The 26913-nt window shown below is 66.7% G+C and carries 25 protein-coding genes; 10 read left to right on the plus strand and 15 right to left on the minus strand.

The features are described 5' to 3' along the window. Positions 1 to 3 precede the first annotated feature (3 nt). The 3 genes from TFU_RS01270 to TFU_RS01280 all read right to left on the minus strand — a co-directional run bounded on the left by TFU_RS01270 (position 4) and on the right by TFU_RS01280 (position 3033). The gene (locus TFU_RS01270; protein WP_011290702.1) at positions 4 to 522 is read right to left on the minus strand and encodes a hypothetical protein; all 519 of its coding nucleotides are present in this window, start codon (positions 520 to 522) and stop codon (positions 4 to 6) included. Between the two features lie 364 nt (positions 523 to 886). After that, the gene (locus tag TFU_RS01275) at positions 887 to 2311 is read right to left on the minus strand and encodes a sensor histidine kinase (protein ID WP_011290703.1); all 1425 of its coding nucleotides are present in this window, start codon (positions 2309 to 2311) and stop codon (positions 887 to 889) included. Beyond that, positions 2308 to 3033 carry a response regulator transcription factor gene (locus TFU_RS01280; protein WP_011290704.1) on the minus strand — a complete coding sequence of 242 codons (726 nt, stop codon included), beginning with the start codon at positions 3031 to 3033 and terminating at the stop codon, positions 2308 to 2310. Before TFU_RS01280 ends, TFU_RS01275 begins: the two co-directional genes overlap by 4 nt. A gap of 323 nt (positions 3034 to 3356) precedes the next feature. Between TFU_RS01280 and TFU_RS01285 the strand changes: the two genes are divergently transcribed. Next, positions 3357 to 4151 (plus strand): exodeoxyribonuclease III, encoded by a 795-nt coding sequence (locus tag TFU_RS01285; RefSeq protein WP_011290705.1) that lies wholly within the window; start codon positions 3357 to 3359, stop codon positions 4149 to 4151. A gap of 36 nt (positions 4152 to 4187) precedes the next feature. Next, complete coding sequence (locus TFU_RS01290; protein WP_011290706.1) at positions 4188 to 5075, plus strand: ribokinase; 888 nt, start codon at positions 4188 to 4190, stop codon at positions 5073 to 5075. A gap of 93 nt (positions 5076 to 5168) precedes the next feature. Here the strand turns inward: TFU_RS01290 and TFU_RS01295 are convergent, their stop codons facing one another. Beyond that, positions 5169 to 5792, minus strand: a complete 624-nt coding sequence (locus TFU_RS01295) for a DUF4352 domain-containing protein (RefSeq protein WP_011290707.1) — start codon at positions 5790 to 5792, stop codon at positions 5169 to 5171. 227 nt (positions 5793 to 6019) lie between these two features. On the opposite strand from TFU_RS01295, the gene TFU_RS01300 reads away from it, so the two are divergent. Further along, a complete protein-coding gene (locus TFU_RS01300) occupies positions 6020 to 8062 on the plus strand; it encodes an N-6 DNA methylase (RefSeq protein WP_011290708.1) in 2043 nt (680 codons plus the stop codon). A gap of 461 nt (positions 8063 to 8523) precedes the next feature. On the opposite strand, the gene TFU_RS01305 is transcribed toward TFU_RS01300, so the two are convergent. From TFU_RS01305 to TFU_RS01315, 3 genes are read right to left on the minus strand one after another with little or no spacing between them, the layout of a single operon-like run. Beyond that, positions 8524 to 8712 carry a DUF397 domain-containing protein gene (locus tag TFU_RS01305; RefSeq protein WP_011290709.1) on the minus strand — a complete coding sequence of 63 codons (189 nt, stop codon included), beginning with the start codon at positions 8710 to 8712 and terminating at the stop codon, positions 8524 to 8526. Beyond that, on the minus strand, positions 8709 to 9056 hold the full coding sequence (locus tag TFU_RS01310) for a DUF5753 domain-containing protein (protein ID WP_011290710.1): 348 nt from the start codon (positions 9054 to 9056) through the stop codon (positions 8709 to 8711). The genes TFU_RS01305 and TFU_RS01310 overlap by 4 nt, the downstream gene beginning before the upstream one ends. A 23-nt stretch (positions 9057 to 9079) precedes the next feature. Next, positions 9080 to 9520: a helix-turn-helix domain-containing protein gene (locus TFU_RS01315; RefSeq protein WP_011290711.1), complete on the minus strand. Its 441-nt coding sequence runs from the start codon at positions 9518 to 9520 to the stop codon at positions 9080 to 9082. Between the two features lie 346 nt (positions 9521 to 9866). Here TFU_RS01315 and TFU_RS01320 point away from each other — a divergent pair, with 346 nt between their 5' ends. The 3 genes from TFU_RS01320 to TFU_RS01330 all read left to right on the plus strand — a co-directional run bounded on the left by TFU_RS01320 (position 9867) and on the right by TFU_RS01330 (position 11948). Continuing rightward, positions 9867 to 10286 (plus strand): ATP-binding protein, encoded by a 420-nt coding sequence (locus tag TFU_RS01320; protein WP_041427585.1) that lies wholly within the window; start codon positions 9867 to 9869, stop codon positions 10284 to 10286. A 136-nt stretch (positions 10287 to 10422) separates the two neighbouring features. Then, positions 10423 to 10746, plus strand: a complete 324-nt coding sequence (locus TFU_RS01325; protein ID WP_011290713.1) for a hypothetical protein — start codon at positions 10423 to 10425, stop codon at positions 10744 to 10746. A 287-nt stretch (positions 10747 to 11033) separates the two neighbouring features. Continuing rightward, positions 11034 to 11948: an alpha/beta hydrolase gene (locus TFU_RS01330; protein WP_155983526.1), complete on the plus strand. Its 915-nt coding sequence runs from the start codon at positions 11034 to 11036 to the stop codon at positions 11946 to 11948. A 50-nt stretch (positions 11949 to 11998) separates the two neighbouring features. On the opposite strand, the gene TFU_RS01335 is transcribed toward TFU_RS01330, so the two are convergent. The 4 genes from TFU_RS01335 to plsX all read right to left on the minus strand — a co-directional run bounded on the left by TFU_RS01335 (position 11999) and on the right by plsX (position 16986). Beyond that, positions 11999 to 12598, minus strand: a complete 600-nt coding sequence (locus TFU_RS01335; RefSeq protein WP_016188092.1) for a YceI family protein — start codon at positions 12596 to 12598, stop codon at positions 11999 to 12001. Between the two features lie 147 nt (positions 12599 to 12745). Further along, positions 12746 to 14476: an arginine--tRNA ligase gene (argS, locus tag TFU_RS01340; protein WP_011290716.1), complete on the minus strand. Its 1731-nt coding sequence runs from the start codon at positions 14474 to 14476 to the stop codon at positions 12746 to 12748. Between the two features lie 49 nt (positions 14477 to 14525). Further along, positions 14526 to 15842 carry a hypothetical protein gene (locus TFU_RS01345; protein WP_011290717.1) on the minus strand — a complete coding sequence of 439 codons (1317 nt, stop codon included), beginning with the start codon at positions 15840 to 15842 and terminating at the stop codon, positions 14526 to 14528. Positions 15843 to 15903: 61 nt separating this feature from the next. Next, positions 15904 to 16986, minus strand: a complete 1083-nt coding sequence (gene plsX / locus TFU_RS01350) for a phosphate acyltransferase PlsX (RefSeq protein WP_011290718.1) — start codon at positions 16984 to 16986, stop codon at positions 15904 to 15906. A 400-nt stretch (positions 16987 to 17386) separates the two neighbouring features. Between plsX and TFU_RS01355 the strand changes: the two genes are divergently transcribed. After that, positions 17387 to 18730 carry a KamA family radical SAM protein gene (locus tag TFU_RS01355; protein WP_016188095.1) on the plus strand — a complete coding sequence of 448 codons (1344 nt, stop codon included), beginning with the start codon at positions 17387 to 17389 and terminating at the stop codon, positions 18728 to 18730. On the opposite strand, the gene TFU_RS01360 is transcribed toward TFU_RS01355, so the two are convergent. Both TFU_RS01360 and TFU_RS01365 read right to left on the minus strand, forming a co-directional pair. Further along, positions 18707 to 19792, minus strand: coding sequence for an ROK family glucokinase (locus TFU_RS01360; protein ID WP_011290720.1), 1086 nt, complete (start codon positions 19790 to 19792; stop codon positions 18707 to 18709). The two genes, TFU_RS01355 and TFU_RS01360, sit on opposite strands and share 24 nt — an antisense overlap. A 9-nt stretch (positions 19793 to 19801) precedes the next feature. Then, positions 19802 to 20632 (minus strand): hypothetical protein, encoded by an 831-nt coding sequence (locus TFU_RS01365; protein ID WP_011290721.1) that lies wholly within the window; start codon positions 20630 to 20632, stop codon positions 19802 to 19804. Positions 20633 to 20959: 327 nt separating this feature from the next. Between TFU_RS01365 and TFU_RS01370 the strand changes: the two genes are divergently transcribed. Further along, positions 20960 to 21733 (plus strand): SDR family oxidoreductase, encoded by a 774-nt coding sequence (locus TFU_RS01370; protein WP_011290722.1) that lies wholly within the window; start codon positions 20960 to 20962, stop codon positions 21731 to 21733. A gap of 11 nt (positions 21734 to 21744) precedes the next feature. Next, positions 21745 to 22509 (plus strand): crotonase/enoyl-CoA hydratase family protein, encoded by a 765-nt coding sequence (locus TFU_RS01375; RefSeq protein WP_011290723.1) that lies wholly within the window; start codon positions 21745 to 21747, stop codon positions 22507 to 22509. 75 nt (positions 22510 to 22584) lie between these two features. Here TFU_RS01375 and TFU_RS16260 read toward each other — a convergent pair whose 3' ends face one another. Both TFU_RS16260 and TFU_RS01380 read right to left on the minus strand, forming a co-directional pair. Then, the gene (locus tag TFU_RS16260; protein WP_011290724.1) at positions 22585 to 23493 is read right to left on the minus strand and encodes an LPXTG cell wall anchor domain-containing protein; all 909 of its coding nucleotides are present in this window, start codon (positions 23491 to 23493) and stop codon (positions 22585 to 22587) included. A gap of 302 nt (positions 23494 to 23795) precedes the next feature. Next, positions 23796 to 25184: an aspartate aminotransferase family protein gene (locus TFU_RS01380; protein ID WP_011290725.1), complete on the minus strand. Its 1389-nt coding sequence runs from the start codon at positions 25182 to 25184 to the stop codon at positions 23796 to 23798. 241 nt (positions 25185 to 25425) lie between these two features. On the opposite strand from TFU_RS01380, the gene TFU_RS01385 reads away from it, so the two are divergent. Further along, the gene (locus TFU_RS01385; protein WP_011290726.1) at positions 25426 to 26880 is read left to right on the plus strand and encodes a gamma-aminobutyraldehyde dehydrogenase; all 1455 of its coding nucleotides are present in this window, start codon (positions 25426 to 25428) and stop codon (positions 26878 to 26880) included. The last annotated feature ends 33 nt before the right edge of the window (positions 26881 to 26913 follow it).

Consider the following 26913-nt stretch of genomic DNA (forward strand, 5'->3'; position numbering starts at 1 on the left):
CTGTTAGAAATCTTCCTCACCGCAGCCCTCCCACAGCATGAAGACGGAGTCGCTGCACGTGGCTTCCGGACTGGACGAGGGGGAGTAGCGGTGCGGCGCTTCAGAGCGGGGGGACCAGTGGTCGGGGCCGGACAGTTCAGCGATCTCCCGTCGGTCGTTGCTGCGGTCGTCGGTCTCCGCGGGGGGTGTGGGAGTGGGTTCCGACGGGCGGGGCAGCGTCACGGGCTGCAGGTCTGCGGCACGCGTCAGGGTCTGCGGGGGAGTGGTGCGCACCACCGGCACGGGGGGTGTGGTGTGCTGGGGTGCAAAGTACGAGGCGACAGCGGCGGGCTGGATCTCAGCGTCGGGTGTGGACTGCGCGATCGAATCCTCAGCGTGGGGCGACAGGAGGCCGGCTGCACCGCCGAGGGAGAGCACGGCGAAGGAGGCCACCAGCCAACGCGCCCGGGTGGCGCGCACGATCCACGGCGGACGCGCGTGTCGGGGTCGGCAGCCCGGCCGGCGGCAGAAGGCTAGGCGCATGAAGAAGAGTCTCCTCCCAAGTGTGACGGTGAAAACCACCCAACAACACAGATTATAACTTTATGCAACTAAACAGTTTCTCTATGTAGTGGAATGGGGGATTGCCCACCCATACCCACACAGAGGGGGTGTCCGTTGCGGACGAGTCCAGATCCCGCCGGGGACCTGGAGCGGGGGTCAATGCGCGGCTTTCCGGAGAAGAGGTCGGGATTATTACCCTCAGTAACGGAGATGGGGAGTGAAACCGCCTCTCCGGCGCTCGCCGCCATGGGCAATCCTGGCATAGGATCGCGGCTTACATCAGCGAAATCTCAAGGTTGACCGGCACTTTCAACGACCCGGGCGTGGTAGGTGGTGATACGCGTCAGTCTGTGGAGTGATCCCCCGAAGGAATACACACCGTAACCGTTGTCCCTTCGCCGGGCCGAGTGTCGAGGGTGACGCTGCCGCCGTGGGCGTCCGCGATCGCCTTCACGATGGGCAGCCCCAGGCCACTGCCCCCGCCGGGATCCCGAGCAGCCCGGTAGAAGCGGTCAAACACCCGGGACGCGTCCTCGGGGGACATCCCCGGGCCCGCGTCGGTCACCGAGAGCACGACCTCATCGCCGTCCGAGTGCAGCCGCACCGTCACCGGGGTGTCCGGCGGAGTGTGTTCGCGCACGTTAGACAGGAGGTTCGCGAGGATTTGCCGGAAGCGGGTCTCGTCGATCCGCCAGAAGAGCCGGTCGGGAACGTCCAGGGTGAACTCCCGCTCCGGTTCCAGCGACGCCGCGTCCCCGGTCATGTCCCGGACGATCTCAGCCACGTCGCGGGTGGCGAGTTCCAGCGATCCGGTGCGGTCCAGCCGGGCCAGCTCCAAAAGCTCCCCCACGAGCTTGGACATGCGGGTCGCTTCCGCTTCGACCCGCCGCATCGCCTCGGGGAGCTCCGCGTCGGGGATCGCCCCCTGCCGGTACAGCTCGGCGTAGCCGAGGATGGTGGTGAGCGGGGTGCGGAGCTCGTGGGACGCATCGGCAGCGAAATCACGGACCCGCCGCTCAGACTCCGCCTTGGCGCGGAACGCGTTCTCCAAACGGGCCAGCATGGTGTTGATCGCCATCCCGAGCCGCCCCACCTCGCTGTACGGGTCGGCGTCGGGCATTCGATCGCCCAGGTCGGACCCGGTGCTGATCTGTCCAGCGGTGGTCGCCATCCGGTCCAGCGGAGCCAGCGCCCGCACAATCAGCCGGCCGCCGATCAGCAGCAGCCCGCCCAGCAGCAGCACCGCGGTGATCAGCTGCACGGTGACCAACTGGCGCGGATAGTCTTCCCGCTCGTCGGTAGGCACCCCGCTGACCATGATCGCGTTGGGGCGCATCCGCACCGTGATCAAGTGCGGGGGAACTCTTTCATCGGGGGTGTCCAGTTCGACGATCTCCTGCGACGAGGCGTAAGAGCGCAGCTCCGTCAAGGAGAGGTGGGCGAGCCGGTTCAACACCACGTCTTCGCGGAGCGTGTCACCGTAGATCTGGTTGACCTCCCCGGTCTCCGGGTTGAGCAGCACCACGAAGTAGGGGGACGGACTGGGGGCGTCGACCCCCACCGGTGGAGTGTCGTTGTCCAACCGGATCATGGCCCGCTCCGTGGTGAAGAGCAGTTGGGCTTCGAGCCGCTCGGTGATGAACGACCGCAGGGTCAGCACGCTGACCAGCGAACTGACCAGCAGCCCCACCCCGGTGACGATGAGAAGGCCAGCGAGCAGCCTGGACCGCAGTGTTCCCGGAGGCGCGAACAGCCCGCCGATGATCATTTGTCGTCTTCTTTAACGCGGAGCGCGTAGCCCACACCGCGCTGGGTGTGGATCAGGTTGGGGCCGAAGGGATCCAGTTTGCGCCGCAGGTAGCTGACGTAGGTCTCCACGATCTGGGATTGGCCCGCGTAGTCCCATCCCCACACGTTTTCCAGCAGCTGGGCCCGGGTCAGCACCCGTCCGGCGTTGTGCATCATGTAGGCCAGCAGCCGGAACTCGGTGGGCGACAGGTCGATCGGCACCCCGCCGCGGCGCACCGTCCACGTCTTCTCGTCCAGCTCCAAGTCGGCGACCCGCAGGACGCCGTCGGACGACTGCGCGGAGTTGGGGTCGCGTTTGACCCGGCGCAGCAGGGCGCGCACGCGGGCGATGAGGGCCTCGACGGAGAACGGCTTGGTGACGTAGTCGTCGCCGCCCAGGGAAAGCCCGGTCACCGTGTCCGAAGGGGTGTCCCGAGCAGTCAGGTAGATCACCGGGACGTCGTCGTCCTCGTCCCGCAGTCGGCGGCACACGTCGAAGCCGCTGATGTCCGGCAGTAGGACGTCCAGCAGAATCAGGTCCGGCCGTTCTGAACGCGCAAGGGCGAGTCCTTCCTCCCCGGAACCGGCGGTGCTGACCTCGAAACCGTGGAAACGGAGGGCCGCCTGGACCAAGTCCCGGATGTTCGGTTCGTCGTCGATTACGAGGACATGGGGTCGCGCCGTGGTCTCTGATTCCGTCATCGATCCACCTAGCGGGAGACTTCGGGGGCTCCTGCCATGGTATTCATGCCGGTCTCAAGGCTGAACCGGGGAACTTTCCGGGCTGCGCTCGCCCAGCGGCCGGCGCGGCCCCGCGTCCGACGCGGTCCCGCCCCCGTCCCCGGAGGCGGGACCCGCCGCGCGCCGGTCATGGTGGAGAGTCCATGGGACATCGACCATCCAACCTCCTCTTCCTGGGATATAGGCGGGTACAGGCTGGGAAAACGCTGAGAACTGGAGATGCGGGCTTTCCTCCCTGACTGAGCGGGTTCGGGGGCGCAGAGCATGAGCGCTAGCCTTGCGGTGTGCGATTGGCGACGTGGAATGTGAACAGCGTTCGGGCGCGTAGTGAGCGGATCGCTGCCTGGCTGCGCAGGAGCGACGTGGACGTGGTCGCTCTCCAGGAAACGAAATGCCGGGACGATCAGTTCCCCACCGCGGTCTTCACCGAGCTCGGCTATGAGGTAGCCCACCACGGGCTGTCCCAGTGGAACGGTGTGGCGATCGCCTCCCGGGTGGGGCTCAGCGACGTGCAGATCGGCTTCCCCGGCCAGCCCGGGTGGGGGGAACCGGAGGAGGCGGAGGCCCGCGCGATCAGCGCCGTCTGCGGGGGAGTGCGGGTGTGGAGCCTGTACGTGCCCAACGGCCGGGAAATCGACCACCCGCACTACACCTACAAACTGCAGTGGCTGGCCCGGCTCCGCGAAGCCGGGGAGGCGTGGCTTTCCGAGGACCCGAAAGCGCAGATCGCGCTGTGCGGGGACTGGAACATCGCCCCCTACGATGAGGACGTGTGGGACATGGCGGAGTTCGAAGGCCGCACCCATGTCACTAAGCCGGAGCGGGACGCTTTCCACGCCGTAGTGGACGCCGGTTTCACCGACGTGGTACGGCCGCATGCGCCCGGCCCCGGGGTCTACACCTACTGGGACTACAAAGGACTGGCGTTCCCGAAGCGCAAAGGGATGCGCATCGACTTCATCCTGGCCTCCCCCGCGCTCGCCGAGCGGGCCACGGACGCGAAGATCGACCGCGAGGAACGCAAAGGCAAAGGCGCGTCCGATCACGCCCCTGTCATCGCTGATTTTCAGCTTGACTGAGCCTTTCCTGGATAGCGTGGGAGTGTGAAGCAAGGAGTGGCACCGCGGATCGCAGTCTTCGGCAGCGTCAACATGGACCTGGTGGCCTACGTGGACACCCCGCCCGCCCGGGGGGAGACCGTCCAGGGACGGCAGTTCAGCCAGGTTCCTGGCGGCAAGGGCGCCAACCAGGCGATCGCCGCAGCACGGGCCGGGGCGGACGTGGTCTTCCTGGGCGCGGTGGGCGACGACGTTTTCGGCCCTCAACTGCGCGCCACCCTGGTCGACAACGGCATCGACGTCTCCGGGCTGCGCACAGTCGGGGGCGCTTCCGGAATCGCCCACATCGTCGTGGACCGGGAGGGGAACAACTCGATCATCGTCATCCCGGGTGCTAACGGCACGGTCACCGGGCTGCGGGAGAACGACACCCTGCTGTTGGACGGCGCCCAGGCGCTGCTGCTGCAGTTGGAGACGCCGCTGTCCGGGGTGATTGCGGCGGCTCGGGCGGGTCGTTCACTCGGGGTGACCACGGTACTGACGCCTGCCCCGGCGCAGCCGCTCCCCCAGGAGCTGTTGGAGTGCGTCGACGTCCTCCTGCCCAACCAGTACGAGGCAGCGACGATCACCGGCGAGGACACCCCGGAGCGGGCACTGGCCGCGCTCTTGGAGACCGTGCCCGAGGTGATCATCACGTTGGGCAGCAGGGGTGCGCTCTACGGGGCCCGGGACCGCGAACCCCTGTGGGTCCCGGTGGTCCAGGTGGAGGCCGTCGACACGACCGGGGCAGGGGACACGTTCTGCGGGGCGTATGCGGTGGCTCGGACCGAGGGCCAGGACCCGGAGTCGGCGCTGCGGTTCGCCGCGAAAGCGGCCGCTTTGTCGGTGCGGATTCCTGGGGCGAGCACGTCGATGCCTACCCGGGCCGAGATCGACGCGTTCTGAGCGGCGCCGGGCACATGCTGCTGTGCCCGACAGCAGACAGCCCTGCCCCGGCAGACCGGGGCAGGGCCGGTGTGCGGTCTCCCGACAAGCGGGTCAGGACAGTGAGACGGTGACCCCGCTGCTGAAGAGGGATCCGTGGAGTTTCACCGAGACGGGCTCCACGCCTTCAGGAAGGTCGAAGACCACCTTCGCGTCGACCTTGTTGCCGGGGTTGATATCGGTGAGGAACGCTTCGGAGTCCTCCAGGTAGATCTCCGCCTCGCCATCGTTGGAGTACTCCTTGCCGTCGGCGTCGTAGAGCTTCACGCTGGATCCGTGGAACATCTCGGCCTGGTCGCCGATGTTCTCGACGGTGACGTGCACGATGACGAACTGGCCCTGGGCGTCGTGGTGCAGGAAGTCGTTGCCGATCCGGGATACGCCGGTCTCGATGTCGGTCACCGTGAAGGCGAACGCCCCGTCCTCGACGGTGTCGCCGATGCCGGCGGTCTTCTCTTCGTCGCTGCTTTCCGCGCTGTCGCCCTTGTCGTCCTTCTTGTCGCCGGAGGAGGCGCTCTGCCCCGAGCTGGAGGAGTCGCTTCCCACGCTGGCGATGACCGCGACACAGCCGACGAAGCCGAAGAGTACGACGAGGCCTAGCCCGATCAGCGTCGCCCACAGGCAGCCGCGGCTCTTCTTCGGCTGAGGCTGGGGAACTGGGGGTACGGGGTGGGTCATGGCAGTGTCCCTTCGCTGGTGGGAGTGGTGGCAGGTCGACGTGGACAGGCACGCGACGCCAGACGGCGCCGAGTTGTTTACGCAGTGATTCCTGCTGGAAACTGAGAAACATGTAAACATGGATTGTGTACGTAGTCAACATACAGATTCTTCTTGGGTGGTGGTGGCTTGTGTACTGACTGCGCGGTAGGGTTCCCCCAGCAAGCCCTCACCACGCAGGAGTCGCGATGCCATCCACCCCAGCCGGGACTGCCACCGTGAACTCGGTCGGAATCGCTCGCCTGGCCGGAGTGGGAAGGGCAGCCGTCAGCAACTGGCGGCGGCGGTACCCGGACTTTCCCGCTCCTGTCGGCGGAACCGAGAACAGCCCGCTCTTCGACCTCGCCGAAGTGAAAGAGTGGCTGCGCAAGACGAACAAGCTTGCCGAGAAAGAAACCCCTGAAGCCGCGGTGGAGGCGGTGTGGAGCCTGCTCGACCCCCTCCGGAGGCACCTGGACGGGGCTGACGCCGTCGCCTTCCTCGGAGCCGCCCTGGCACTCCGGGACCAGGGTTTCGAGCTGGCGGAACTCTCCGACGACGCACTGGGCGCCCACCTCCTGGCCCAGCTCGGACCAGACCCTGATCCGCCGGTGCTGCCCGACCCCGCGGTGTGGCGCCGCCCCCTCCTCGAAGCAGTCACCCGCGTCGGCGTCCTCGGCCCCGCACCGGACGCCCTCGAACACCTCCACCAGCGCTACCTGTCCTCAGCCTCCCGCCAGCTTTTCGCCGACACCCCGAAACTCGGCGCCCTGATCGCGGAACTCGCCGCCCAGCAGACCGGCACCGTGTTCGACCCGTCGTGCGGCAGCGGAACCCTGCTGCACGCGATGGCACGGCATGCCCCCGGTGTCACCCTCTACGGACAGGACATCGACCCTGCGGCTGCCCGCCTCGCCAGAGTCCGCCTGCAACTCGCCGGAGCAGACGCCGACATCCGCGTCGGCGACTCGCTGCGCGCGGACGCGTTCCCCGGTCTCGCCGCCGACACGGTGGTCCTCCACCCCCCGTTCAACCAGACCGACTGGGGGTTCGAAGAGCTCAGCTTCGACTCCCGGTGGCGGTACGGCACTCCTGCCCGCAAAGAGCCCGAACTCGCCTGGGTGCAGCACGCCCTCGCCCACGTGCGGCCCGGCGGTACCGCGATCGTTGTGCTGCCCCCCGCCGTGGCGTCCCGCGGCAGCGGCCGGCGGGTCCGGCGCGAACTGCTCCGGCGTGGCGCGCTGCGCGCGGTCATCGCCCTGCCCACCGGACTCGCCACCCCGATGGGCACGCCACTGACCCTGTGGATCCTCCGCAACCCGGAAGACAGCACCGACCTGCCCGGCAAGGTGCTGCTGTTCGACGCCTCCGATGGGCGCGTCGACGACTCCCCGGAAAGCTCCACCCAGCCCTGGTCGGCCGTGGCCCACGCCATCACCGCCACCTACCGGGAATTCCTCACCGATCCGGATGCGGTGGCGAAGACCCCGGGCCGCCACCGGGCCGTGCCCTTGGCCGACCTGCTGGACGAGGCAGTGGACGTCGCCCCCGGGCGCTACGTGCAGCGGCTGAGCGCCGGCACCGACAACCTGGACGAGACCCGCAGCGACCTCATGCGGCTTTCCGAGGACCTCGTCACTTCCCTGCCTGGGCTGCGTCCCGCCACCGGCACCCTCTACCAGGCGATGGTCACCCTGGGCGAACTGAGCCGCATCGGCGGGTTGGACATCGTGTACCGGCGTTCCGGAGAGGATCCGGGGGACGACGAACCGTCCCTGCCCGCACTCACCGCGGAAGACATCGAACGCGACACCGCACCGTCCGGCAGGGTCCGCTCGGACAACAACACGGTCCAGCTCCAAGCCGGGGACGTGGTCTTGCCGCGGATCGCCCGGCGGCCCGTGGCACGGGTGATCACCGACGAGCAGGCTGCGCTGCACAGCAGCATCTACCTGCTGCGCCCCAATCCCGAAGTGGTCGACCCGTGGTTCCTTGCGGGATTCCTCACCGGTTCAGGAGCCTGCGCGGCGGCCGCATCTACCAGCCGTCCCGGGGTCACCCGCATCGCCGAGCTCCGCAAAGTGGAGGTGCCCCGCCTGCCGATCGCTGAGCAGCGCGCCTACGGGGACGCGTTTCGTCGCCTCCACGAGTTCCGCCGCACCCTGCGTCGCACCACCGAGGTCGGCGACCGCTTGTGGTGGCTGCTCACCGAAGGGCTCGCAGTGGGCACTCTGCGCCCCGAACAGGACTGAACTGAAAGGCCGTGAGTGCTATCGGACGTGCGTGACGCGAAGGAGTCCGGGCGTGGGTGCGCCTGAATCCAACGAACCGCTGTGGCTGCCCGCAGCCGGGGCGGTTCATTGGATTCAGAAGGGAGCGCACCATGCTCGTGGCCGCCCCACCGGGTCCGGAAAGGACGCGTCTGCGGTACTCGGCCTGGTCGCTGCGGCTGGCCGTCCCATGGCTGCTGCATGTGAAGACTGGGGAAAGCCCTTGTGCTTTCGAGGAAGCTAGGAGAGGTTGCTGTTTCGAACGCTCCAGTCCGTGTAACGGATCCAGGTGTCCATACGAGCGGCAGGACGGTAAGAGCTGCTTTCCCCTCGCAGAATTCCTGGACAATATCGCTAGGTCAATAGTCCTGAAGACGGCAGGGGGAGAAATTACTCCGGTGTGGCCCCCGAATCCAAAGTCCGGGGGCCAGAAGTCATCCTTGTTACAGGCGTCCTGCTTTGACGTCTGCGAGGAAAGCAGCCCATGCCTCCGGGGTGAAGTCCAGGTGGCCCAGCTCCCGGTGCTGGGTGTCACGGACTAGCACCGATCCGGGAACCTCAGCAATCTCCAGGCAGTTTCCCCCGGTGTCGCTGCTGTAGCTGGACTTACGCCATTCAGTGTGGTGGTTCATAGGAACTCTCCTCTGATCTTCTCGATCAGTTTCCGTGATGCATCGGGTGGAAGAGCGGCTCCTCGTAGCTCCCCGAAGAGACGCGCATAGTGATGCAGTTCGTCTGTGGTGTCGACCAGCATGCCGGAGATCCGTGTTTCCAGATAGAGGACTTGGCCTCGATCAGGCACCGTGATCACCTGGAATCCCGCCATAAGCTCCGGGTGGAACTCGGTCGACATCGGGACTACATAGATCCTGACATTCGGGAGTTGTGAGATCTCTAGGAGGTGGTCGAGCTGTTGTCCCATGACTGCTCGCCCACCGATTGGGCGGATCAGTGCTGATTCGTCGAGGACGACCACCAGCAGCGGGGGACGAGCTGAGGTCAGGTGGACTGACGGTCCAGACGAGCTCTGACTTTCTGGTCGATCTCCTCGACGCTGGCAGTGGGCTGGGAGAGCTGGATCCGCGTGCGCGCATACTCCTTGGTCTGAAGCAGGCCGGGGATCAAAGCAATCTGGAACTCCCAGATCTCGGAAGCGGCACGCTGCAACTGCACGATGTCCCGGAACCAGTGCGGGAAGGCGCTGTTGGTGTGGTTGATCTCCCACAGCCTTCTGACCTTCCCGCCTGTGTTAAGGACGTGGTCGATTTGTGCTGCGAGATCCGGTTTGCAGTTCCGGATTCCTCGCTCCACAGCGCTGAGCATCGCTTGTGAGATGTTGAGCGCTTGACTGAGCTGGGCTTGAGAAAGTCCTTGCGCCTCCCTGAGAAGTCGGATTTGAGAACCTAACTTCAGCCAGTGGGGGTTGACCCTGTCTGCCATTCCTCCACTCCTCAACACATGTCCACAACATCTAACAACACTGAAAGACAAAAAACACCAGTTCTGTTGAATCAGTGGATGTTCTGGATTTGTTGAGGGAGTGTTAGATGCGACGGTCTAAGGCCCCCTCGAGAAGCTGCATGGATCTGTCAAACAAACGGCCCTGGCCGGCGTCGCGACCGCCGAACCAGGGCCTTAGCCTCCAACCTTCCCAAACCAGGTGGTGACTCATGGACTAGGCTAATTCCTCCTCGCTGCGCAGGATGCAGCGAATGTGCAATATCTGCTTTTCTGTCCCATTAATCCTGATCGCTTTTCTCGAACCGTTCGGTCAGGAGGCGGCCCGGTGACGATTTCCCTCACGTCTTTCCCCGGAATTCCGGACAGTGTGGCGGCCGCCCGCAGATTCGTCACCGGGATGCTCCGCCTCTGCCCCCAGACCAGTGCTCCCGACGAAGTCGTGCACCGGGTAGAGCTGATCGTGTCCGAACTCTGCACCAACGCGATCCGCCACACCCGTTCCGGGGATCCCGGACAGAAGTTCCACGTTCACGTGTGCACGGATGAACGCGGTGTCCACGTCGAAGTGCGCACCCTGCCCCCGCGCCGCCCGCGCTCCGTGCCCCGTGTCGTCCCGCCAGAGGATCCGTTCTCCGAGCATGGCCGAGGCATGTTTCTCGTCGACCAGTGGGCAACGCAGTGGGGAACACTCTCCCCACGGGAAAACGGCGTCTACTTTCTCCTGGCTTGGGAGCCATCCGATTGATCCCGGTCTCTGAGGGAACGACGGGCTGACCTTAACCACCACCCTCTTTCCACCGCCGAGCGGCAGGCCGGAAAACACCGGCCTCCACCGCATCACTCGACAGTGCTGTCGCCCCCTGCCTCGCGAGGAAACCCGCATGACCACAACCATTCGTCACCCCCAGCCTCGAATACGCCCCCCTCGTCCCTGGATCCCCAACGATCCGCCCGAAACCGTGCTGCCAGCGTGGATGTACGCTCGCCGGGAACCGCGCTTCCCCTACCGCATCATCCATCCGGACGACTCTCGGACGGCGAGCACCGCCGATCAGGCAGAACACCTGAACAAGCAGCGGTGCACCAGCCCACGTATCCAGTCCTGCCTAGGACTGCGGACGCTTGTGCTCCTCACGAGCACGGCTCTGCTGGCCAGCACGGTGCTCCACGCCTGCACCCAGCTCACAGCCTTCTGCCCGCTATGAACTTTCCAGGTGGCGGCGCGGCTGAAGTGCCTCACCAAGAGCCCTTCCCCGCCGGATCACCCCGGCAGGCAGGACGGTAGAGACCCCAACCGGACGGATGGGCATTGCGCGAAACGGTCCTGCCATGCTCGCTCCGCCAGAAGGCTTTGACTCCTTCGCGAGCGCAGCGTAAGCCTCACAGCGTCGAAAAGCGGGTACGGAAGGCACAGAACAACCCGAGTGCCGCCTCAGTGCCCTGGCGTGTCATGAACCACGGCACTCGAGGCCCGCCCAACCTGGAGGCTGCCGTGACCGGACAGACCCGGCGAGAGCAGGTGAGCTTCGACTCTGCCGGCGTCGCATGCGCCGGAATCCTCTACCACCCGGCGGAACCCGCCCCCGGCAGGCAGCCGTGCGTGGTGATGGCCCACGGTTTCACCGGAACCATGGACCGCCTCAGCCACTACGCGCAGCGGTTCGCAGACGCAGGCCTCACCGTGCTCACCTTCGACTACCGCAACTTCGGGGCCAGCGGAGGACAACCCCGCCAACTCGTCGACATCGCCGGACAGCAAGCCGACTGGCACGCCGCGATCCGGTTCGCCCGCTCCCGCGACGACATCGACCCCGACCGCATCGCCCTGTGGGGGTCGTCCCTAGGCGGCGGCCACGTGCTTACCGTCGCAGCGGATGACCAGCGGATTGCCGCAGCCGTGGCGCAGATCCCCTGGCTCGGCGACTGGCGCACCACCAGGGACAAACTCCGCTCCCTTGCTGATCCGAGCACCCGCAAGCTGGCGGTGGCTGCGGTGCGGGACGCCTGGCGGGCCTGGCGCGGTCGGGCACCGCTGCTGGTGAAAGTCGTGGGACAGCCGGGGCAGGCTGCGATGTTCACTGACCCGTCTGTGCGGCGGGCTCTCAACGTCAACGACAGCGAAGACACGCTGTGGCGCAACGAGTTCGCTCCGCGCGCAGTGTTCTCCTTTGCCCGTTATGCCCCTGGGTCGGTGGTGGACCGGATCACGGTTCCTGTCCTCGTGTGCGCGGCAGAGCAGGACCAGGAGATTCCCTTCGAGTACGTGCGGAAAGTTGCGGCCCGTAATCCGCGGATCGAGCTGCGCGGCTATCCGGGGCGCCACTGGGAGGTCTACCGGGGCGGGGAGTCGTATGAGCGCGTGGTCGCTGATCAGCTCGTGTTTCTCCGCGGCCACCTGGGATGGTGACCGCGGGATCGGGAAAGACGGTCGGAAACCGACCGGAAATTGACCGGAAACTATTCCACGTCGCCGGGGTCGCTGTCCTGCAACCGGATCTCCAGCACGATGTCCACTTCGTCGCCGATCAGGCGACCGCCCCAGGGCAGCTCGCCGCCGTCGCTGATGCCGAAATCCGACAAGCGCAGCACCGTGCTTCCGCTGAAGAAGTGGCCGTAGCCGTGCTCGGCGCCCAGATAGTGCGGCGCTTCACCAACCCACTGGCAGTCCAAGGAGACCGGTGCCGTCACACCGTGCAGCGACAGCTCCCCGTGCAAGATGAACGCGTTGGCTTTGCGGTCGGTGGGCGTTTCGATCCCGGTGCTGACGAACCGCATCTCGGGGTACCGCTCCACGTCCAGGAAGTCGGCGGAGCGCAGGTGCGTGTCGCGGGCTTTGACCCCCGTGTTGAGGCTTGCGGTGTTGACGGTCACTTCCACCTTGGATTCGCGGGGGTCTTCCGCAACCCACACTCTTCCGCGGGCTCGGTTGAGCGTGCCCTGGACGCGGCCGAACTTCAGATAGTGGGCGACGAAGATCAGATTGGAGTGCAGCGGGTCCAGATACCACGTCCCCGGCTGAGGGCCCACCCGCTGCGCCTTCTCCTCCTGTACGGTCATGGCCTGCTCTCTGGTCACGGGGTGAATAGGGAGACTGATGTGAGTATGCCGGGGGCCACAGGAAGCTGAGAATCGGGTTAGAAAATTCACATAACACACGTGGGCCGCCCCAAAAACCGGGACGGCCCACGGGGAAGCGGAAGACGGCTACATCTGCTCGGGAGCCCGCACTCCGAGCAGGTCCAAGCCCTTGACCAGCGTGTGCAGGGTGACCGCGGTCAACGCCAGCCGCGAGTTGCGCACCTCGTCCCGGTCGGCTTTGAGCACCGGGCAGGCCTCGTAGAACGCGGTGAACGTCTGGGCCAGGTCGAACAGGTAGGTGCACAGCCGGTGCGGTTCCAGAGTGTCGCCCACCTGGACCACGGTGGCCCCGAAGTCCAGCAGTTTGAGCGCGAGAGCACGCTCCGCAGGCTCGGTGACCTGGATTGGACCGGTGACCTGCGCCGGGTCGATGCCGCCCTTGCGGAAGATTGAGCGGATGCGCGCGACCGCGTACTGCAGGTAGGGGCCCGTGTTGCCGTTGAGCGCCAGCATGCGGTCGAAGTCGAACACGTACTCGGTGTCGTGCGCGATCGACAGGTCGGCGTACTTGACCGCACCGATACCGACATCGCGGGCGATCGCGGCGCGGGTCTCCTCGTCCAGGTCGGGACGGGTCTGGGCGACTACCGCGGAGGCGCGCTCCACAGCCTCGTCCAGCAGCGCCATCAGCCGAACCGGGGCGCCGCTGCGCGTACGCAGGATCTTGCCGTCGGAACCGAGCACGTTTCCGATCTGCACGTGGATCGGCTCGGCGTTGCCCAGCCATCCGGCCTGGCGCGCAGTCTCGTACACCATGCGCAGGTGCAGGGACTGCGGGGCGCCGACGACGTAGATGATCCGGTCGGCTTTGAGCTGCTCCACCCGGTACTTGATGGTGGCCAAGTCGGTGGTGGCGTAACCGTATCCGCCGTCGCTCTTCCGGATGATCAGCGGCACCGGTTTGCCTTCACGGCCGGTGAAGCCTTCAAGGAACACGCACAGCGCGCCGTCGCTGACGACCGCCAGGCCCTTCTCGGCCAGTTCGTCGCAGACCGGTCCGAGCATGTCGTTGTAGGTGCTCTCCCCGGCAAGGTGGGCGTCGGTGAGCGTGACGTCGAGCTTGCGGTAGATCCGGTTGAAGTAGATCTTGGACAGCTCGATGAGGTCGCGCCAGAGCCGCAGCGTTTCGGCGTCGCCGCTCTGCAACGCGACCACGCGCCGCCGGGCCCGGTCAGCGAAGTCTTCATCGCTGTCGAACTTGGCGCGCGCGGCCTGGTAGAAGGCGTTGGGGTCGCTCTTGAGCTGGGCGGCTTCAGCGGAGTCCTCGCCGACCTCCAGCAGGTGCTCGATGAGCATGCCGAAGGGGGTGCCCCAGTCGCCGATGTGGTTCTGCCGGATGACGTGGTGGCCGAGGAACTCCAGGATGCGGGCGAGCGCGTCGCCGACCACGGTGGTGCGCAAGTGTCCGACGTGCATCTCCTTGGCCACGTTCGGCGCGGAGTAGTCGATCGGGATGTTCTGGGACTCCTGCACCGGCGTGCCCAGCCGCTCGTCTGTGAGCAGATCGTGGACCTGGTGGGCGATCCAGTCGTCGCGCAGCGTCAGGTTGATGAACCCCGGTCCGCTGATCTCGACTTTGCTGCAGACATCAGAGATGTCCAGGTGCTCCGTGATCGCAGTGGCGACGTCGCGTGGGGAACGTCGCAGCCGCTTGGCCAGGGCCAGCGCGACGTTGGCCTGGAAGTCGGCGAACTGCGAGGGACGGATGACGGGGTCAGTGTCGCGGTACTCGGGGCCGAAAGCGGCACCGAGCGCGGACTGCACCCGCCGAGCGAGAACTGTTTGCGGATCGGCCATGTCCTCAGCTTAGTGAGTGGCGAGACCACTTCGCGGAAAGAGCAGGTCATCACGGGTCACTTCGCTCCGGTACGGGACGGGGCGGGCGAAGGGAGCGCCAGCGGACGAGGACGATCCACCACAGGGCTGCGATGGGGAGCAGGGTCAGCGCATACCACGGCACCCGCCACCACGGGGAGACGGTGGTGGTGGGAGCGGCCGGGATCCGGTCCGGCACGGTCGGGACCGTGGTCAGTGCCCACATGAGGAACGCGTCACCGACCGGGAGCACCCCGCCGAGGTAGCGGCGTTTGCCCCGCCATTCCACGGCCATGCCGGTGGCCTCGGCGAACCCGGTGAGGGCGTCGGCCGTGGCGGTGTCCTGCGCGAGGATGCTTCCAGCGAGAGCAACAGTGCTCGCGGAAGCGGACAGGCCGAAGATCAGCGGACCGGAGTCGACGTCCCCGGGGGAGCGGTTGCCCCGCGGATATTCGCGCACCCCCGGCAGCATCGCGTGCTCGGAGGCGAAGAGCTCCCGGAACACGGTGTAGTCGGCGGCCGCCCACTCTGGGTCGATTTCGAACAGGAACCGCAGCAGCAGTGTCTGGGAAGTGCCGCGCGCCCCTTCGACCGGGTGTCCGGTCACGGGGTCGACCCGGTGCGGGATGAGCCCGGTGGCAGGGTCGAGCCGGGCGCGCACCTCGGTCATCCACAGGCGGAACAGTGCGGCGTAGCGGTCCTCGCCTGCCAGGTGGTCGCGGAGTCGCAGGGCCGCCATGGCGACGACGTTGTCCACCGGCCACGCTTGGCCGGGATAGGAGGTGAGGTAGGGGGTGCCGTGGGCGAGGGAGGCTTCGAACGCTTCGGCGATCTCTTCAGCGGCGGCGTCGAGCGCGGCCATCTCCTCGGGAGCCTGCTCTGGTCCGCCCGCGACAGCCACGATCTGTCCGCGCAGCCAGGCGCTCCAGCCCGCGTGGAATACACCGTAGGCGGGGACTGCAACCGAGGAGAACGGTCCCGTGCCTTCGGGGGAGTAGAGCCGTTTGAGGGACCAGCGGGCCTCCCGTAACGCTCGGTCCTGCAGGTCGGGGTCGCGCTGGGCCACGGACAGCCACGTCAGCCCGTACAGCGCGTGCGTGAAGAAGTACCCCTCGGGGAACAGCTCCTGCATCGCCGTGCCCGCTCCCTCGTGCAGTGCTTCCCGGACGAACTCGAGGCGGGGCAGCGCGTCGGCGACCACGTCGGCGTCGGTGCGCTCCAGCGGGGAGGGGGTGTGGGAGCGGACAGTCGCCAAAGTCACTACCCCGGTGACCATGACGGCTGCCACGGTGAGGAGCACTGCCGCTGTCGTGCCGGCAGGGGAACGGTGGGGAGGTTCGTCGGTCACGTCGGTCACTTGACAAGAATGCCGGTTGCGCAACGGGGAGGGGAACCGCGCGTGGTGGGGGTTACTCTTCGGGGGCGCTGAGCCGGTGCAGCCAGGAAGGGGTGCGGCTCACGCCTGCGATGCCGCGGCGGATCTGGTCGGTGATGCGGCCCACCACCAGGTTGTGGGCGAGCAGGCAGGCGTGGGCGATGCCTTCGGCGCGGCTGGCGCCGTGGGCGATGACCACGGTGCCGTTGAGGCCGAGCAGGACTGCGCCGCCGTAGGTTTCGGAGTCGAACCGGGTCCGCAGTTCTCGGAGCGCACGGCGCTGGAACAGGGTGCCGAACCGGGCCAGCGGGCTGGAGGTGAGTGCCGCGCGGATTTCGTCGAACGCGAAACGGACCGCGCCTTCCACCGATTTCAGGGCAACATTGCCTGTGAAGCCGTCGGTGACGACCACGTCCACGAGGCCGGCGAGCAGGTCGTGGCCTTCGATGTTGCCGCGGAAGTCCAGGCGGTCTTCCGTGGCGTTCGCGGAGAGCAGTTCCGCCGCTCGTCGGGCTAGTTTGTTGCCTTTGCCCGGTTCAGAGCCGATAGTGAGGATGCCTACTCGTGGTTCGGCGATGCCGTGTCCGACCCGTGCGTAGGCTGCTCCTAGATGGGCGAATTGCACCAGCATTTCCGGCTTGGCGTCGGCGTTGGCGCCAGCGTCGAGCAGGATCGTCGGTGTGGGGGTGGTGGGGAGGACAAGGGCAAGCGCGGGACGGAGCACGCCAGGGAGCGTACGCAGGCGGACCGTGGCGGTGGAGACCACTCCGCCGGTAGAACCGGCGGAGACGAGGGCAGCGGCGGTGCCCTGCCGGACCAGTTTGCAGCCCACCGCGACACTGGAGCGAGCCCGCCGCCAGGCGGCGAGCGCCCCCTCGTGCATGGCCAAGGCTTCCTCGGCGTGCACGATGGGTAGTTCCCGGGCTGCTTGTTCCGCTGCGACGAGGGGGGCGAGCTCGGAGGAGCGTCCCACCAGGGCGAGGCGCAGTCCGTGCTCGCGCACAGCGCGTACCGCTCCGGCGACGATCTCGCGAGGCGCGTGGTCCCCGCCCATCGCGTCGACCGCGATCAGGGGCGGGGCGGCCGGAGGCCGCTGGGCGGTGACTGGACTGCTCATGGGGCTCCTCGTGCGGGTGGGGACGCGGTAGCGGACCAGACCGATGCGTCCCTGGCGTCAGGGTATTCCTCCTTGTCGGCAAGTGGGCACTATGGGGGGACCCGGGTGTCAGAGCACCGTCATCCAGTCGGGAAGCTGGGAAATTGCTGTGTTTTCTGGATAATGCCGTATCCGGAATTCTCGCCCCACAAGGGGATGAATAGGGTAGAAAGCCTGCCGGAATCGGACTTCGCATGTGAACGGGGGCGACGCAGCCCCTGTCACCCCCGGACCGCGCCAACAAGGTCAACAACGAGTCCGATGTGCGCACACAGTGCGACCGCAATGTCACTTATGGTTGGCCAACCGTTGACCGAGTGACATGTGATACGAGAGGAGAGACGTGAGCTTGACGCACGACATGGCACCCCAGGCGTCCGCTGGCCGCCGGTTTCGTGCCTACACGTCGAAACACCTCGATGAATTGACCGCCCGTGCGGGATTCGGGGAAGAAGAGCGGCTCGCGATCCGCGCGGTGGCCACGGTTCTGCCGTTCCGGGTCAACTCGTATGTCATCGACGAGCTCATCGACTGGGACGCTGCTCCCGACGACCCCATCTACCGGCTGACTTTCCCGCAGGCGGACATGCTTCCCGAAGCGGATGTGGCGCGCATTGCCGACCTGCTGCGCAAGGACGCGCCCCGCCAGGAGATCAACCGGGTCGCCAGTGAGGTGCGAGCCAGACTCAACCCCCACCCGGCTGGGCAGCTGCAGCTCAACCTACCCAAGATGGACGACGAGCCCATGCCGGGCGTGCAGCACAAGTACCCGGAGACTGTGCTGTTCTTCCCCAAGCAGGGACAGACCTGCCACTCCTACTGCACTTACTGCTTCCGCTGGGCGCAGTTCGTGGGAGAGCCCGACCTGAAGATGGCCTCCGACGAGATCGACCGCCTGGTGGCCTACCTGCGGCAGCACCCCGAGGTCACCGGTGTCCTGCTGACCGGCGGTGACCCGATGATCATGGGCGAGGCGGTGCTGCGCCGCTACATCGAGCCGCTGCTCGAGGTGGAGACGCTGGAGTCGATCCGTATCGGCACCAAGGCGCTGGCCTACTGGCCGCAGCGGTTTGTCACCGACCCGGACGCCGATGACACGCTCCGCCTGTTCGAACAGGTCGTGAACTCCGGCAAGAACCTGGCGTTCATGGCGCACTTCTCGCACCCGCGGGAGCTGGAGCCGGACATCGTGCGGGAGGCGGTGCGGCGGATCCGTGACACCGGCGCGGTCATCCGCACCCAGGCGCCGCTGATCCGCACGATCAACGACTCCTCGGAGACCTGGGCGACCATGTGGCGCACCCAGGTGCGGCTCGGCATGATCCCCTACTACATGTTCGTGGAGCGCGACACCGGGCCGCAGGACTACTTCGCGGTGCCGCTCGCCCAGGCCTACGAGATTTTCCGCAAGGCCTACAACAGCGTGTCGGGTCTGGCGCGGACGGTGCGGGGCCCGTCGATGTCGGCGACCCCGGGCAAGGTGTGCGTGGACGGCATCACCGAGATCAACGGTGAGAAGGTGTTCATGCTCCACTTCATCCAGGCCCGGAACCCCGAGCTGGTCAACCGCCCGTTCTTCGCCAAGTACGACGAGAAGGCGGTGTGGCTGTTCGATTTGAAGCCCGCGCTGGGCGCCACCCGCTTCCCTTACGAGGAGGAAGCGCCCAGCGAGCCTGGTGCGCTAGTCGACACCCCGCACCCCTGACCGCCGCGGTCGCGGTCCCGGCGGGCGGAAGAAGAGCCGGGACCGCGCCGCACCTCCCGGCAGCCGGAGCCCGCGGAGGGGAAGGCTGCGGGCCAGGTCAGCGGCGCCGATCAGCCCGGCGTCGTTGCCGAGAGCGGCCCGCACGATCCGGGCTTCGGGCCGATGGCCGCGGCCGGTGAGCGCGCGGTGGAAGTGGGCGCGCGCCGGAGCGAGCAGCAGTTCGTCGGCTTCGCACACCCCGCCGCCGATGATGAACAGTTCCGGGTCGAACGCCGCGGCGAGGTTTGCTAGTCCGGCGCCGAGCCAGGCGCCGAGGTCTTCCAAGAGTTCGATGCAGGCGCGGTCGCCTTCACGGGCGAGGGCGGTGACCAGCGGCCCAGTGATCTGGGCGGGGTCGCCGCCTGCCGCGTCGAGCAGGCGGGAAGCCATGGGCGAATGCGCCGCGGCGAGTTCCCGGGCCTCCCGGGTCAGCGCGTTGCCGCTGGCGTACTGTTCCCAGCAGCCCCGGTTGCCGCATTCGCAGCGGTGCCCGTCGGGCACGACAACCATGTGGCCGAACTCTCCAGCCAGCCCGTAGCGGCCGCGCCGCAGTGCGCCGTCGATGATGATGGCTCCGCCGATGCCGGTGCCGAGGTTCACCACGACGGCATCGCGGACGCCGCGTCCAGCGCCGAAGCGGGTTTCGGCCCATGCTGCGGCGTTGGCGTCGTTCTCCACGATGACGGGAAGCCCGAGCCGGTCCTGGAGCGCTTCCCGCAACGGTTCATCGCGCCAGGACAGGTGAGGGGCGAAGAGGACAGTGGAGCGCCGTGCGTCGACGAATCCGGCGGCGCCGATGCCGACTGCCTGGATGCGATGGTCGCGGCGTAACTGTTCGACGACGTCGACGATGGTGTCTTCGACGATTTTGGGGCTTTTGCTGCGGTCTGGGGTTTCTGTGCGTATCCGGTCCAGTACGTGTCCGGCGGGGGTGACGACACCTCCCGCGACTTTCGTACCTCCGATGTCGATGCCGATGACGAGTCCGCGTGTGCGGCGTCCAGTTGTTCGCGTGAAGACCACGCGGTGACACTAGTCGACGTGGCGGACCGGTGGGGTTGACCGCTCCGAAACAGTCGGGAGCTGCTGGTGGAACGCGGGGGAAGGTTCCAGGATGAGGTCGTGGCGCCCGGCGATGAGTTCCTGGAACCAGATTTTGGCGCGGATGAACGGGCGGCGCAGTCGCTGGTCGCGGCGGATCGCGGCGGCGAGTTTGGCGGATCCTTCCGGGTAGCGCCACCGCGCCCACGGGGAGCCGGGCACGGCGAGGCGGATCGCGGTGATGATGCTGATCACGGGGATGAAGATCCCGATGATGCCGCTCCAGATCTTGCCTTTGAGCAGGCTCACCGCGGCGCCCGCGAAGTTGATGAGGATGAGCGCGACCATCCCGATCTGGGTGATGGTGGTGTCCACGGTGATCCCCCACAGCCCCCAGCCCACGGGGCGCAGCCCGGTCAGGAGCAGGCCGCTGAGGGCGATGGCGACGAACACCGCGTCGACCGAGGTGCGCCCCTGTTCGGTCCAGTACACGTCCCGCAGATGCAGGATCAGCGCGAACTCGTCGAGGACGAGGGCGGCGCCGAAACCGAACAGGGCAGCGGCGGTCGCCATGGCTGCGCCGTCGCGGTCGGTGATGAGCAGCCCGGCGACCCCGCCGATCAGCATGAACGCTACTCCGAAGACCACGTGGTGGATGTGGAGTCCGAACGGGGTGAGGTTTCCGGGCCACCACCGCACTCGGGCACGGATCATCCGCACACTGCAGCGGATCATCAGGAAACCGGCGACGAATGCGACAAAGAAGCTGAAGAGCGGCAAGCGGCCAGTGGCCACGATGTGGACGGCGAACCACTCGCTCACAGATGCCTCCTTCGCCCGGACGGACGCGCTCGCAACCAGGGGAGAGGGGTGCCGGGACGGCACGGAGTACCCGGGGGTCGATCGGACGGGGAGGCATGCCCGGTCCAACGCCCTGGTGGGTGAATAGGAAAGTGTAGGGGCGACACTTCTGTGCGGACATCCATATTGGTGGTGAAAACCTCCACGATGGGGGTCGGTTCCGTCGCGGACTTCCCGGGCTGGGCGAGTGCAGGATGTCGGAAGTAGCACTGTAGGGGGATGGGAAATTCCCCACCACACCGAACGTCGTTCTAGTTTTTTGGTGGGCTGCTTAATAGAGTGCGCCCCATGGAACTGAACGGAGTTGCCGCCCTCGTATCCGGCGGCGCAAGCGGTCTGGGAGAAGCAACGGTCCGGGAGTTGACGGCGGCTGGAGCGACCGTCGTCATCGCGGACGTCAACACGGAACGCGGTGAGGCCCTGGCAAAGGAAGTCGGCGGTGTCTTCGTCCGCACCGACGTCGCCGACGAGGACCAGGTGCAGGCGGCGGTCCAGGCCGCCGTGGACACCGGGAAACCGCTTCGAGCAGCGGTGTCTTGTGCGGGCATCGCGTGGGCGGCCCGCACGGTGGCCCGGGACGGTACACCGCATGACCTCGCCTCCTTCCGCAAGATCATCGACGTCAACCTGATCGGCACCTTCAACGTGGTGCGGCTAGCCGCAGCAGCGATGGCGAAAACCGAGCCGATCAACGACGACGGTGAGCGCGGCGCGATCGTCAACACCGCCTCCGTGGCCGGGATCGAGGGGCAGATCGGCCAGATCGCCTACTCCTCGTCCAAGGGCGGAATCATCGGGATGACGGTTCCCGCCGCCCGCGACCTGGCCGCGGTCGGGGTGCGCGTCAACACGATCGCCCCCGGCATCCTTGATACGCCGATCTACGGCCAGGGGCCGGAAGCCGAGGAGTTCAAGCAGCGGCTTGCTGCTCCGGTGCCTTTCCCCAAGCGCCTGGGTACCCCGGCGGAGTTCGCCCAGCTGGTCCGGGCACTGCTGGAGATCAGCTACATCAACGCTGAAGTGGTGCGGATCGATGGCGGTCTGCGCATGCAGCCGAAGTAGGGGAAGGAAGCATGGCCGACGAAGTTCTCTACGAAGCGGCAGACGGGGTCGCCGTCATCACCATCAACCGGCCCCAGGCGAAGAACGCGGTGAACCGCGCGGTGGCCGAGCAGATCGCTGCGGCTTTGGACGACCTCGACTCCCGCAAGGACCTCACGGTCGGGATCCTCACCGGGGCAGGCGGCACCTTCTGCGCGGGAATGGACCTCAAAGCCTTCCTCGCCGGGGAGGTCCCGATCATCGAGGGGCGCGGGTTCGGCGGTTTCGCCCAGCGTCCGCCGCGTAAACCGCTGATCGCGGCGGTGGAAGGCTATGCGCTGGCCGGAGGGTTTGAAGCGGTGCTCGCCTGCGACCTCGTGGTCGCCGCCGAAGACGCGAAGTTCGGCATCCCCGAGGTCAAACGGGGCCTGGTGGCCGCCGCGGGCGGGCTGCTGCGCCTGCCGCAGCGCATCCCCCGCAATATCGCCATGGAGTTCGCGCTGACCGGCGACTTCGTGGATGCGCCGCGGGCCGCTGAACTGGGGCTGGTCAACCGGATCACCCCCAGTGGGAAGGCGCTGGACGGGGCTCGGGAGCTCGCCGCGCGGATCGCGGAGAACGCGCCGCTGGCCGTCGCGGTCTCCAAGCAGGTCATCGTCGAGTCCGCAGACTGGTCTGCTGCGGAGCGGTGGCAGCGCCAGGATGAGCTCACCGGCCCGGTCTTCACCAGCCGGGACGCGGCAGAAGGGGCGGCGGCGTTCGCGGAGAAGCGCAAGCCCGTCTGGACCGGAGAGTAGGACCTCTTCGGTTGCTGGTGTGGCCGTGCCACGGCTGACGGCGCTCCGTGCCGTGGCACGGCCACAGTCATGCGGTTACTTCAGCCGGTGCCTGGCTGGACGGCGGCGTCGGGTCATCGCGATGAGCACGGCACCGAGGAACGCTGCAGCCGCAGCGATCACAGTGAACGCCGAGGTCTCGCTGCCCGTCACCGGCAGGGTTCCGCCGCCGGGAGTCGAAGGCGCCGTCGGTGCCACCGACGGTGACGGCGAGTGCGAGTGCGTGGGCGAGTGCGTGGGCGAGTGCGTGGGGTGGTGGGTGGGCTTATGCGTCGGCTTGTGCGAATGGGTCGGATGGTGTGTCGGCTTGTGCGAGTGCGTCGGATGGTGAGTTGGGTGGTGTGTCGGCTTGTGCGAGTGCGTCGGATGGTGAGTTGGGTGGTGTGTCGGCTTGTGCGAGTGGGTCGGGTGGTGAGTTGGGTGGTGCGTCGGATGGTGTGAGTGGGTTGGGTGGTGCGTCGGGTGGTGATGCGTAGGCCGGGGCGGCCGATGGGTAGGCGAATGCGTGGGCAGATGAGTCGGGTGGTGGTGCGTGGGCTTGTGGGAGTGGTGGTGCTGCCCAGAGGTTGAGTTCAAGGCTTCCCCTCCCAGCCGGGTCGCCGCGGGAGGCGGCCATTCCGTCGGCCACGAAGCAGCGAGATCCCGCGGATCTGCGGCATTCGGGGGGAGGGTCACACCAGCAGGAAGGTTGTGGTGTTCCCGCTCGGAGCAGCCTGCCGCCCCGGAGCCGGGAGAGAAGCATTCCCAGACGGAGATGTCCGAAGCATCGTGGACCAGCACCGTCGCCGAATCAGCCTCGGGCTCGGTTACGGAACGGTCAGCAGTGTGCCAGGCCAGGAACGATATCGCGGAGAAAGTCAAGGCAGCCGAGAGTCCGGACGCCGCAATTCCCCTCACCAGAAGACTCAACCTTCCCCCCAGGAGTGAGCGCTGCCGATTCCGCACCCAGGGCTTCGGGTGCGCAACCCAAACAACAATCCGTCGGGGGGAATCCTGAAACTCGCCACGCGGTACGCTTGGTCAACAATTGGCCCTGCCAACCCAGTTTTGACCGGCAGATGATCGTGACAACGATGGCTGATGAACTGAGAGTGGTCTCCTGTTTCCTGTACGTCAGGGCTGGTGGGGTGCTTTCTCCGGCGGTGTGCACCGGGACCGTGAAGCAGTAGACAGGCTGCAACAGCAAGGGACCGGAAAGGCTGTCGCACCTTCCGGTCCCGGAAAGACGAGGGTGGGAAAGACCAGGGTCAGATCCGCTGCCAGGCCTCAGTGAGGACCTCGCGCAGGATGCTCTCCATCTCAGCGAAGTGCTCGGGGCCGCAGATCAGGGGCGGGGAGAGCTGGACGACGGGCTCTCCGCGGTCATCGGCGCGGCACACCAGGCCGGCGTCGAACAGTGCGGGGGAGAGGAAGCCCTTGAGGAGGCGGTGCGCTTCCTCGTCGGTGAAGGTCTCCTTGGTCTCCTTGTCCTTGACCAGTTCGATCCCGTAGAAGTAGCCCTCGCCGCGCACGTCGCCCACGATCGGCAGGTCGAGCAGCTTCTCCAGGGTCGCACGGAACGCCGGCGCGTTGGCCTGCACGTGGTCGATGAGGCCTTCGCGTTCGAAGATGTCCAGGTTGGCCAGGGCGGCCGCGGCCGCCACCGGGTGGCCAGCGAAGGTGCTGCCGTGCAGGAAGGTGTTGCCCGCCTCCCGGAACGGTTCCACCAGGTGCTCCCGGGCGATAAGACCGCCCATCGGCACATAACCCGAGGTCACACCCTTGGCGAAGGTGATGATGTCCGGCAGGTAGTCGAACCGCTGGGCGCCGAAGTACGCGCCGACCCGGCCGAACGCGCAGATGACCTCGTCAGAGACGAGAAGGACACCGTAGCGGTCGCAGATCTCACGGAGCCGCTGGAAGTAGCCGGGAGGTGGCGGGAAGCAGCCGCCCGAGTTCTGCACCGGCTCGACGTAGACCGCTGCGATGCTCTCCGGGTCGTTCTGCAGGATGGCTTCTTCCACCTGGTCAGCAGCCCAGCGGCCGAACGCTTCGGGGTCGTCGCCGTGGACCGGGGCCCGGTAGATGTTGGTGTTGGGCACCTGGATCGTGCTCGGCACCAGCGGCTCGAACGGGGTTTTGATCGCTTGGAGGCCGGTGATCGACAGGGCGCCCATGGTCGTGCCGTGGTAGGCGATACGGCGGCTGATCACCTTGTGCCGGGTGGGCTGGCCGATGAGTTTGAAGTACTGGCGGGCCAGCTTCCAGGCCGACTCCACGGCTTCGGAACCGCTGGTGGTGAAAAAGACCCGGTTGAGGTCTCCCGGCGCCAGGTCGGCGAGGCGGTCAGCCAGCTCGATGGCGGTCGGGTGGGCGTAAGTCCAGATCGGGAAGTAGGCCAGTTTCCGGGACTGTTCCGCGATCGCCTCGGCGATCTCGGTGCGGCCGTGGCCGACTTGAGAGACGAACAGGCCGGCGAGACCGTCCAGGTACCGTTTGCCGTTAGTGTCGTAGACGTAGGGCCCTTCACCTCGCGTGATGACCGGGACGTCGGTGTCCTGGTATGCCGCGAGCTCGGTGAAGTGCATCCACAGGTGGTCTTTTGCCGCCTGTTGAAAGTCGTTCGCCGCGAGTCCACTACCTGACCGCACTGTCACTTGGTTCCCCCAGAGCTGCGTTCTAGCGGAGGGGTGGCCGGGCTGTGGCGTCCTCCGTACAGAGAGTGTGGGAACACGCGGTGCTCCCGATGAAAATAGTTGCATCAAAAGCAGACATGTCAAGTATTAGTCGTGAAACGCGATATTTACAACGGAATCCCTTGTTTTGTGTCGTTGGTTCTGTCAGGGTATGCATAACAACCCTGCGTTTGCCGTGACGCAGTTGACCAAGGAGTAGAAAGTGACCAGCCACTCCGACGGCCTGCGCCGCCTGCGTAACTTCATCAATGGTGAGTACGTAGACTCCGTCGACGGCCGAACCGCACCGGTCGTCAACCCAGCCACGGGTGAGGCCTACGCCGAAGCACCGGTGTCCACGGCAGAAGACGTGGACCGGGCCTTCCGTGCCGCCGCCGACGCCTTCGAGAACGGGTGGCGCGACTCCACCCCCGCCGAACGGCAGATCATCCTGAACAAGATCGCCGACGCAGTGGAGGAACGCGCCGACGAGCTTGTCGCCGCCGAAGTCGAGAACTGCGGAAAGCCTGTCAAGGCCACGCGCGAGGAAGAGATCTGGCAGGTCACCGACGCGCTGCGGTTCTTCGCTGGTGCGGCACGGGTGCTGGAGGGCAAGGCGGCCGGCGAGTACATGGCCGACCACACCTCCTGGATCCGCCGCGAACCCATCGGCGTCGTCGGCCAGATCACTCCCTGGAACTATCCGATGGCGATGGCCGCGTGGAAGATCGGACCGGCGCTCGCTGCGGGCAACACCATCGTCCTCAAGCCGTCCGACACCACGCCCGTCTCCACTCTGCTGCTCGCCGAGATCGCCGCAGAATTCCTGCCGCCCGGCGTGTTCAACGTCGTCACTGGTGACCGCGACACCGGGCGCGCCCTCGTCGACCACCCGATCCCGCGGCTCGTCTCGCTCACCGGGTCCACCCGCGCCGGATACGAGGTCGCCCAGTCCGCATCCCGCGACCTCAAGCGGCTCCACCTGGAGCTGGGCGGCAAAGCCCCGGTGATCGTCTTCGACGACGCGGACGTCGAGAAGGCCGCCGAAGGCATCGCCGGAGCCGGGTACTTCAACGCGGGACAGGACTGCACTGCTGCCACCCGCGTGCTGGCCGCCCCCGGCATCCACGACGACCTGGCCGCGGCACTTGCTGAACAGGCGAAGAAGACCAAGACCGCCGGCCCGGACGAGACCGACGCTTACTACGGTCCGCTGAACAACCCCAACCAGTTGGACCGGGTCAGCGGCTTCTTCGAGCGCCTCCCCGACCACGCCGAAGTGCTCACCGGCGGTTCCGCCGTGGACCGTCCCGGCTACTTCTTCTCGCCCACGGTCGTGTCCAACCTGCGCCAAGGCGACGAGATGGTCTCCGAAGAGATCTTCGGGCCGGTCATCACGGTCCAGCGCTTCGACGACGAGGACACGGCGGTCGCGTGGGCCAACTCAGTAAAGTACGGACTGGCATCCAGTGTGTGGACCAAGGACCACGCGCGCGCTCTGCGGGTCTCCCGTCGCCTCGACTTCGGATGCGTGTGGATCAACACGCACATCCCGATCATCGCGGAGATGCCGCACGGAGGCTTCAAGCACTCCGGATACGGTAAGGACCTGTCCCTTTACAGCCTGGAAGAGTACACGCGCATCAAGCACGTGATGAGCTACATCGGCAGGGACTGATCATGAGGCAGGTCCACGCCGTGGACCAGGATT

The sequence above is a fragment of the Thermobifida fusca YX genome (assembly GCF_000012405.1).
GTDB classification, from domain to species: domain Bacteria; phylum Actinomycetota; class Actinomycetes; order Streptosporangiales; family Streptosporangiaceae; genus Thermobifida; species Thermobifida fusca.

What these genes read in the sequence shown, in the direction of transcription:
- TFU_RS01375 (WP_011290723.1), top strand. Translation starts at nt 21,745, where the DNA reads ATGGCCGACGAAGTTCTCTACGAAGCGGCAGACGGGGTCGCCGTCATC.
- TFU_RS01280 (WP_011290704.1), bottom strand. Translation starts at nt 3,033, where the DNA reads ATGACGGAATCAGAGACCACGGCGCGACCCCATGTCCTCGTAATCGAC.
- TFU_RS01325 (WP_011290713.1), top strand. Translation starts at nt 10,423, where the DNA reads ATGACCACAACCATTCGTCACCCCCAGCCTCGAATACGCCCCCCTCGT.
- argS (WP_011290716.1), bottom strand. Translation starts at nt 14,476, where the DNA reads ATGGCCGATCCGCAAACAGTTCTCGCTCGGCGGGTGCAGTCCGCGCTC.
- TFU_RS01295 (WP_011290707.1), bottom strand. Translation starts at nt 5,792, where the DNA reads ATGACCCACCCCGTACCCCCAGTTCCCCAGCCTCAGCCGAAGAAGAGC.
- TFU_RS01370 (WP_011290722.1), top strand. Translation starts at nt 20,960, where the DNA reads ATGGAACTGAACGGAGTTGCCGCCCTCGTATCCGGCGGCGCAAGCGGT.
- TFU_RS01300 (WP_011290708.1), top strand. Translation starts at nt 6,020, where the DNA reads ATGCCATCCACCCCAGCCGGGACTGCCACCGTGAACTCGGTCGGAATC.
- plsX (WP_011290718.1), bottom strand. Translation starts at nt 16,986, where the DNA reads ATGAGCAGTCCAGTCACCGCCCAGCGGCCTCCGGCCGCCCCGCCCCTG.
- TFU_RS01335 (WP_016188092.1), bottom strand. Translation starts at nt 12,598, where the DNA reads ATGACCGTACAGGAGGAGAAGGCGCAGCGGGTGGGCCCTCAGCCGGGG.
- TFU_RS01315 (WP_011290711.1), bottom strand. Translation starts at nt 9,520, where the DNA reads ATGGCAGACAGGGTCAACCCCCACTGGCTGAAGTTAGGTTCTCAAATC.
- TFU_RS01305 (WP_011290709.1), bottom strand. Translation starts at nt 8,712, where the DNA reads ATGAACCACCACACTGAATGGCGTAAGTCCAGCTACAGCAGCGACACC.
- TFU_RS01275 (WP_011290703.1), bottom strand. Translation starts at nt 2,311, where the DNA reads ATGATCATCGGCGGGCTGTTCGCGCCTCCGGGAACACTGCGGTCCAGG.
- TFU_RS01270 (WP_011290702.1), bottom strand. Translation starts at nt 522, where the DNA reads ATGCGCCTAGCCTTCTGCCGCCGGCCGGGCTGCCGACCCCGACACGCG.
- TFU_RS01355 (WP_016188095.1), top strand. Translation starts at nt 17,387, where the DNA reads ATGGCACCCCAGGCGTCCGCTGGCCGCCGGTTTCGTGCCTACACGTCG.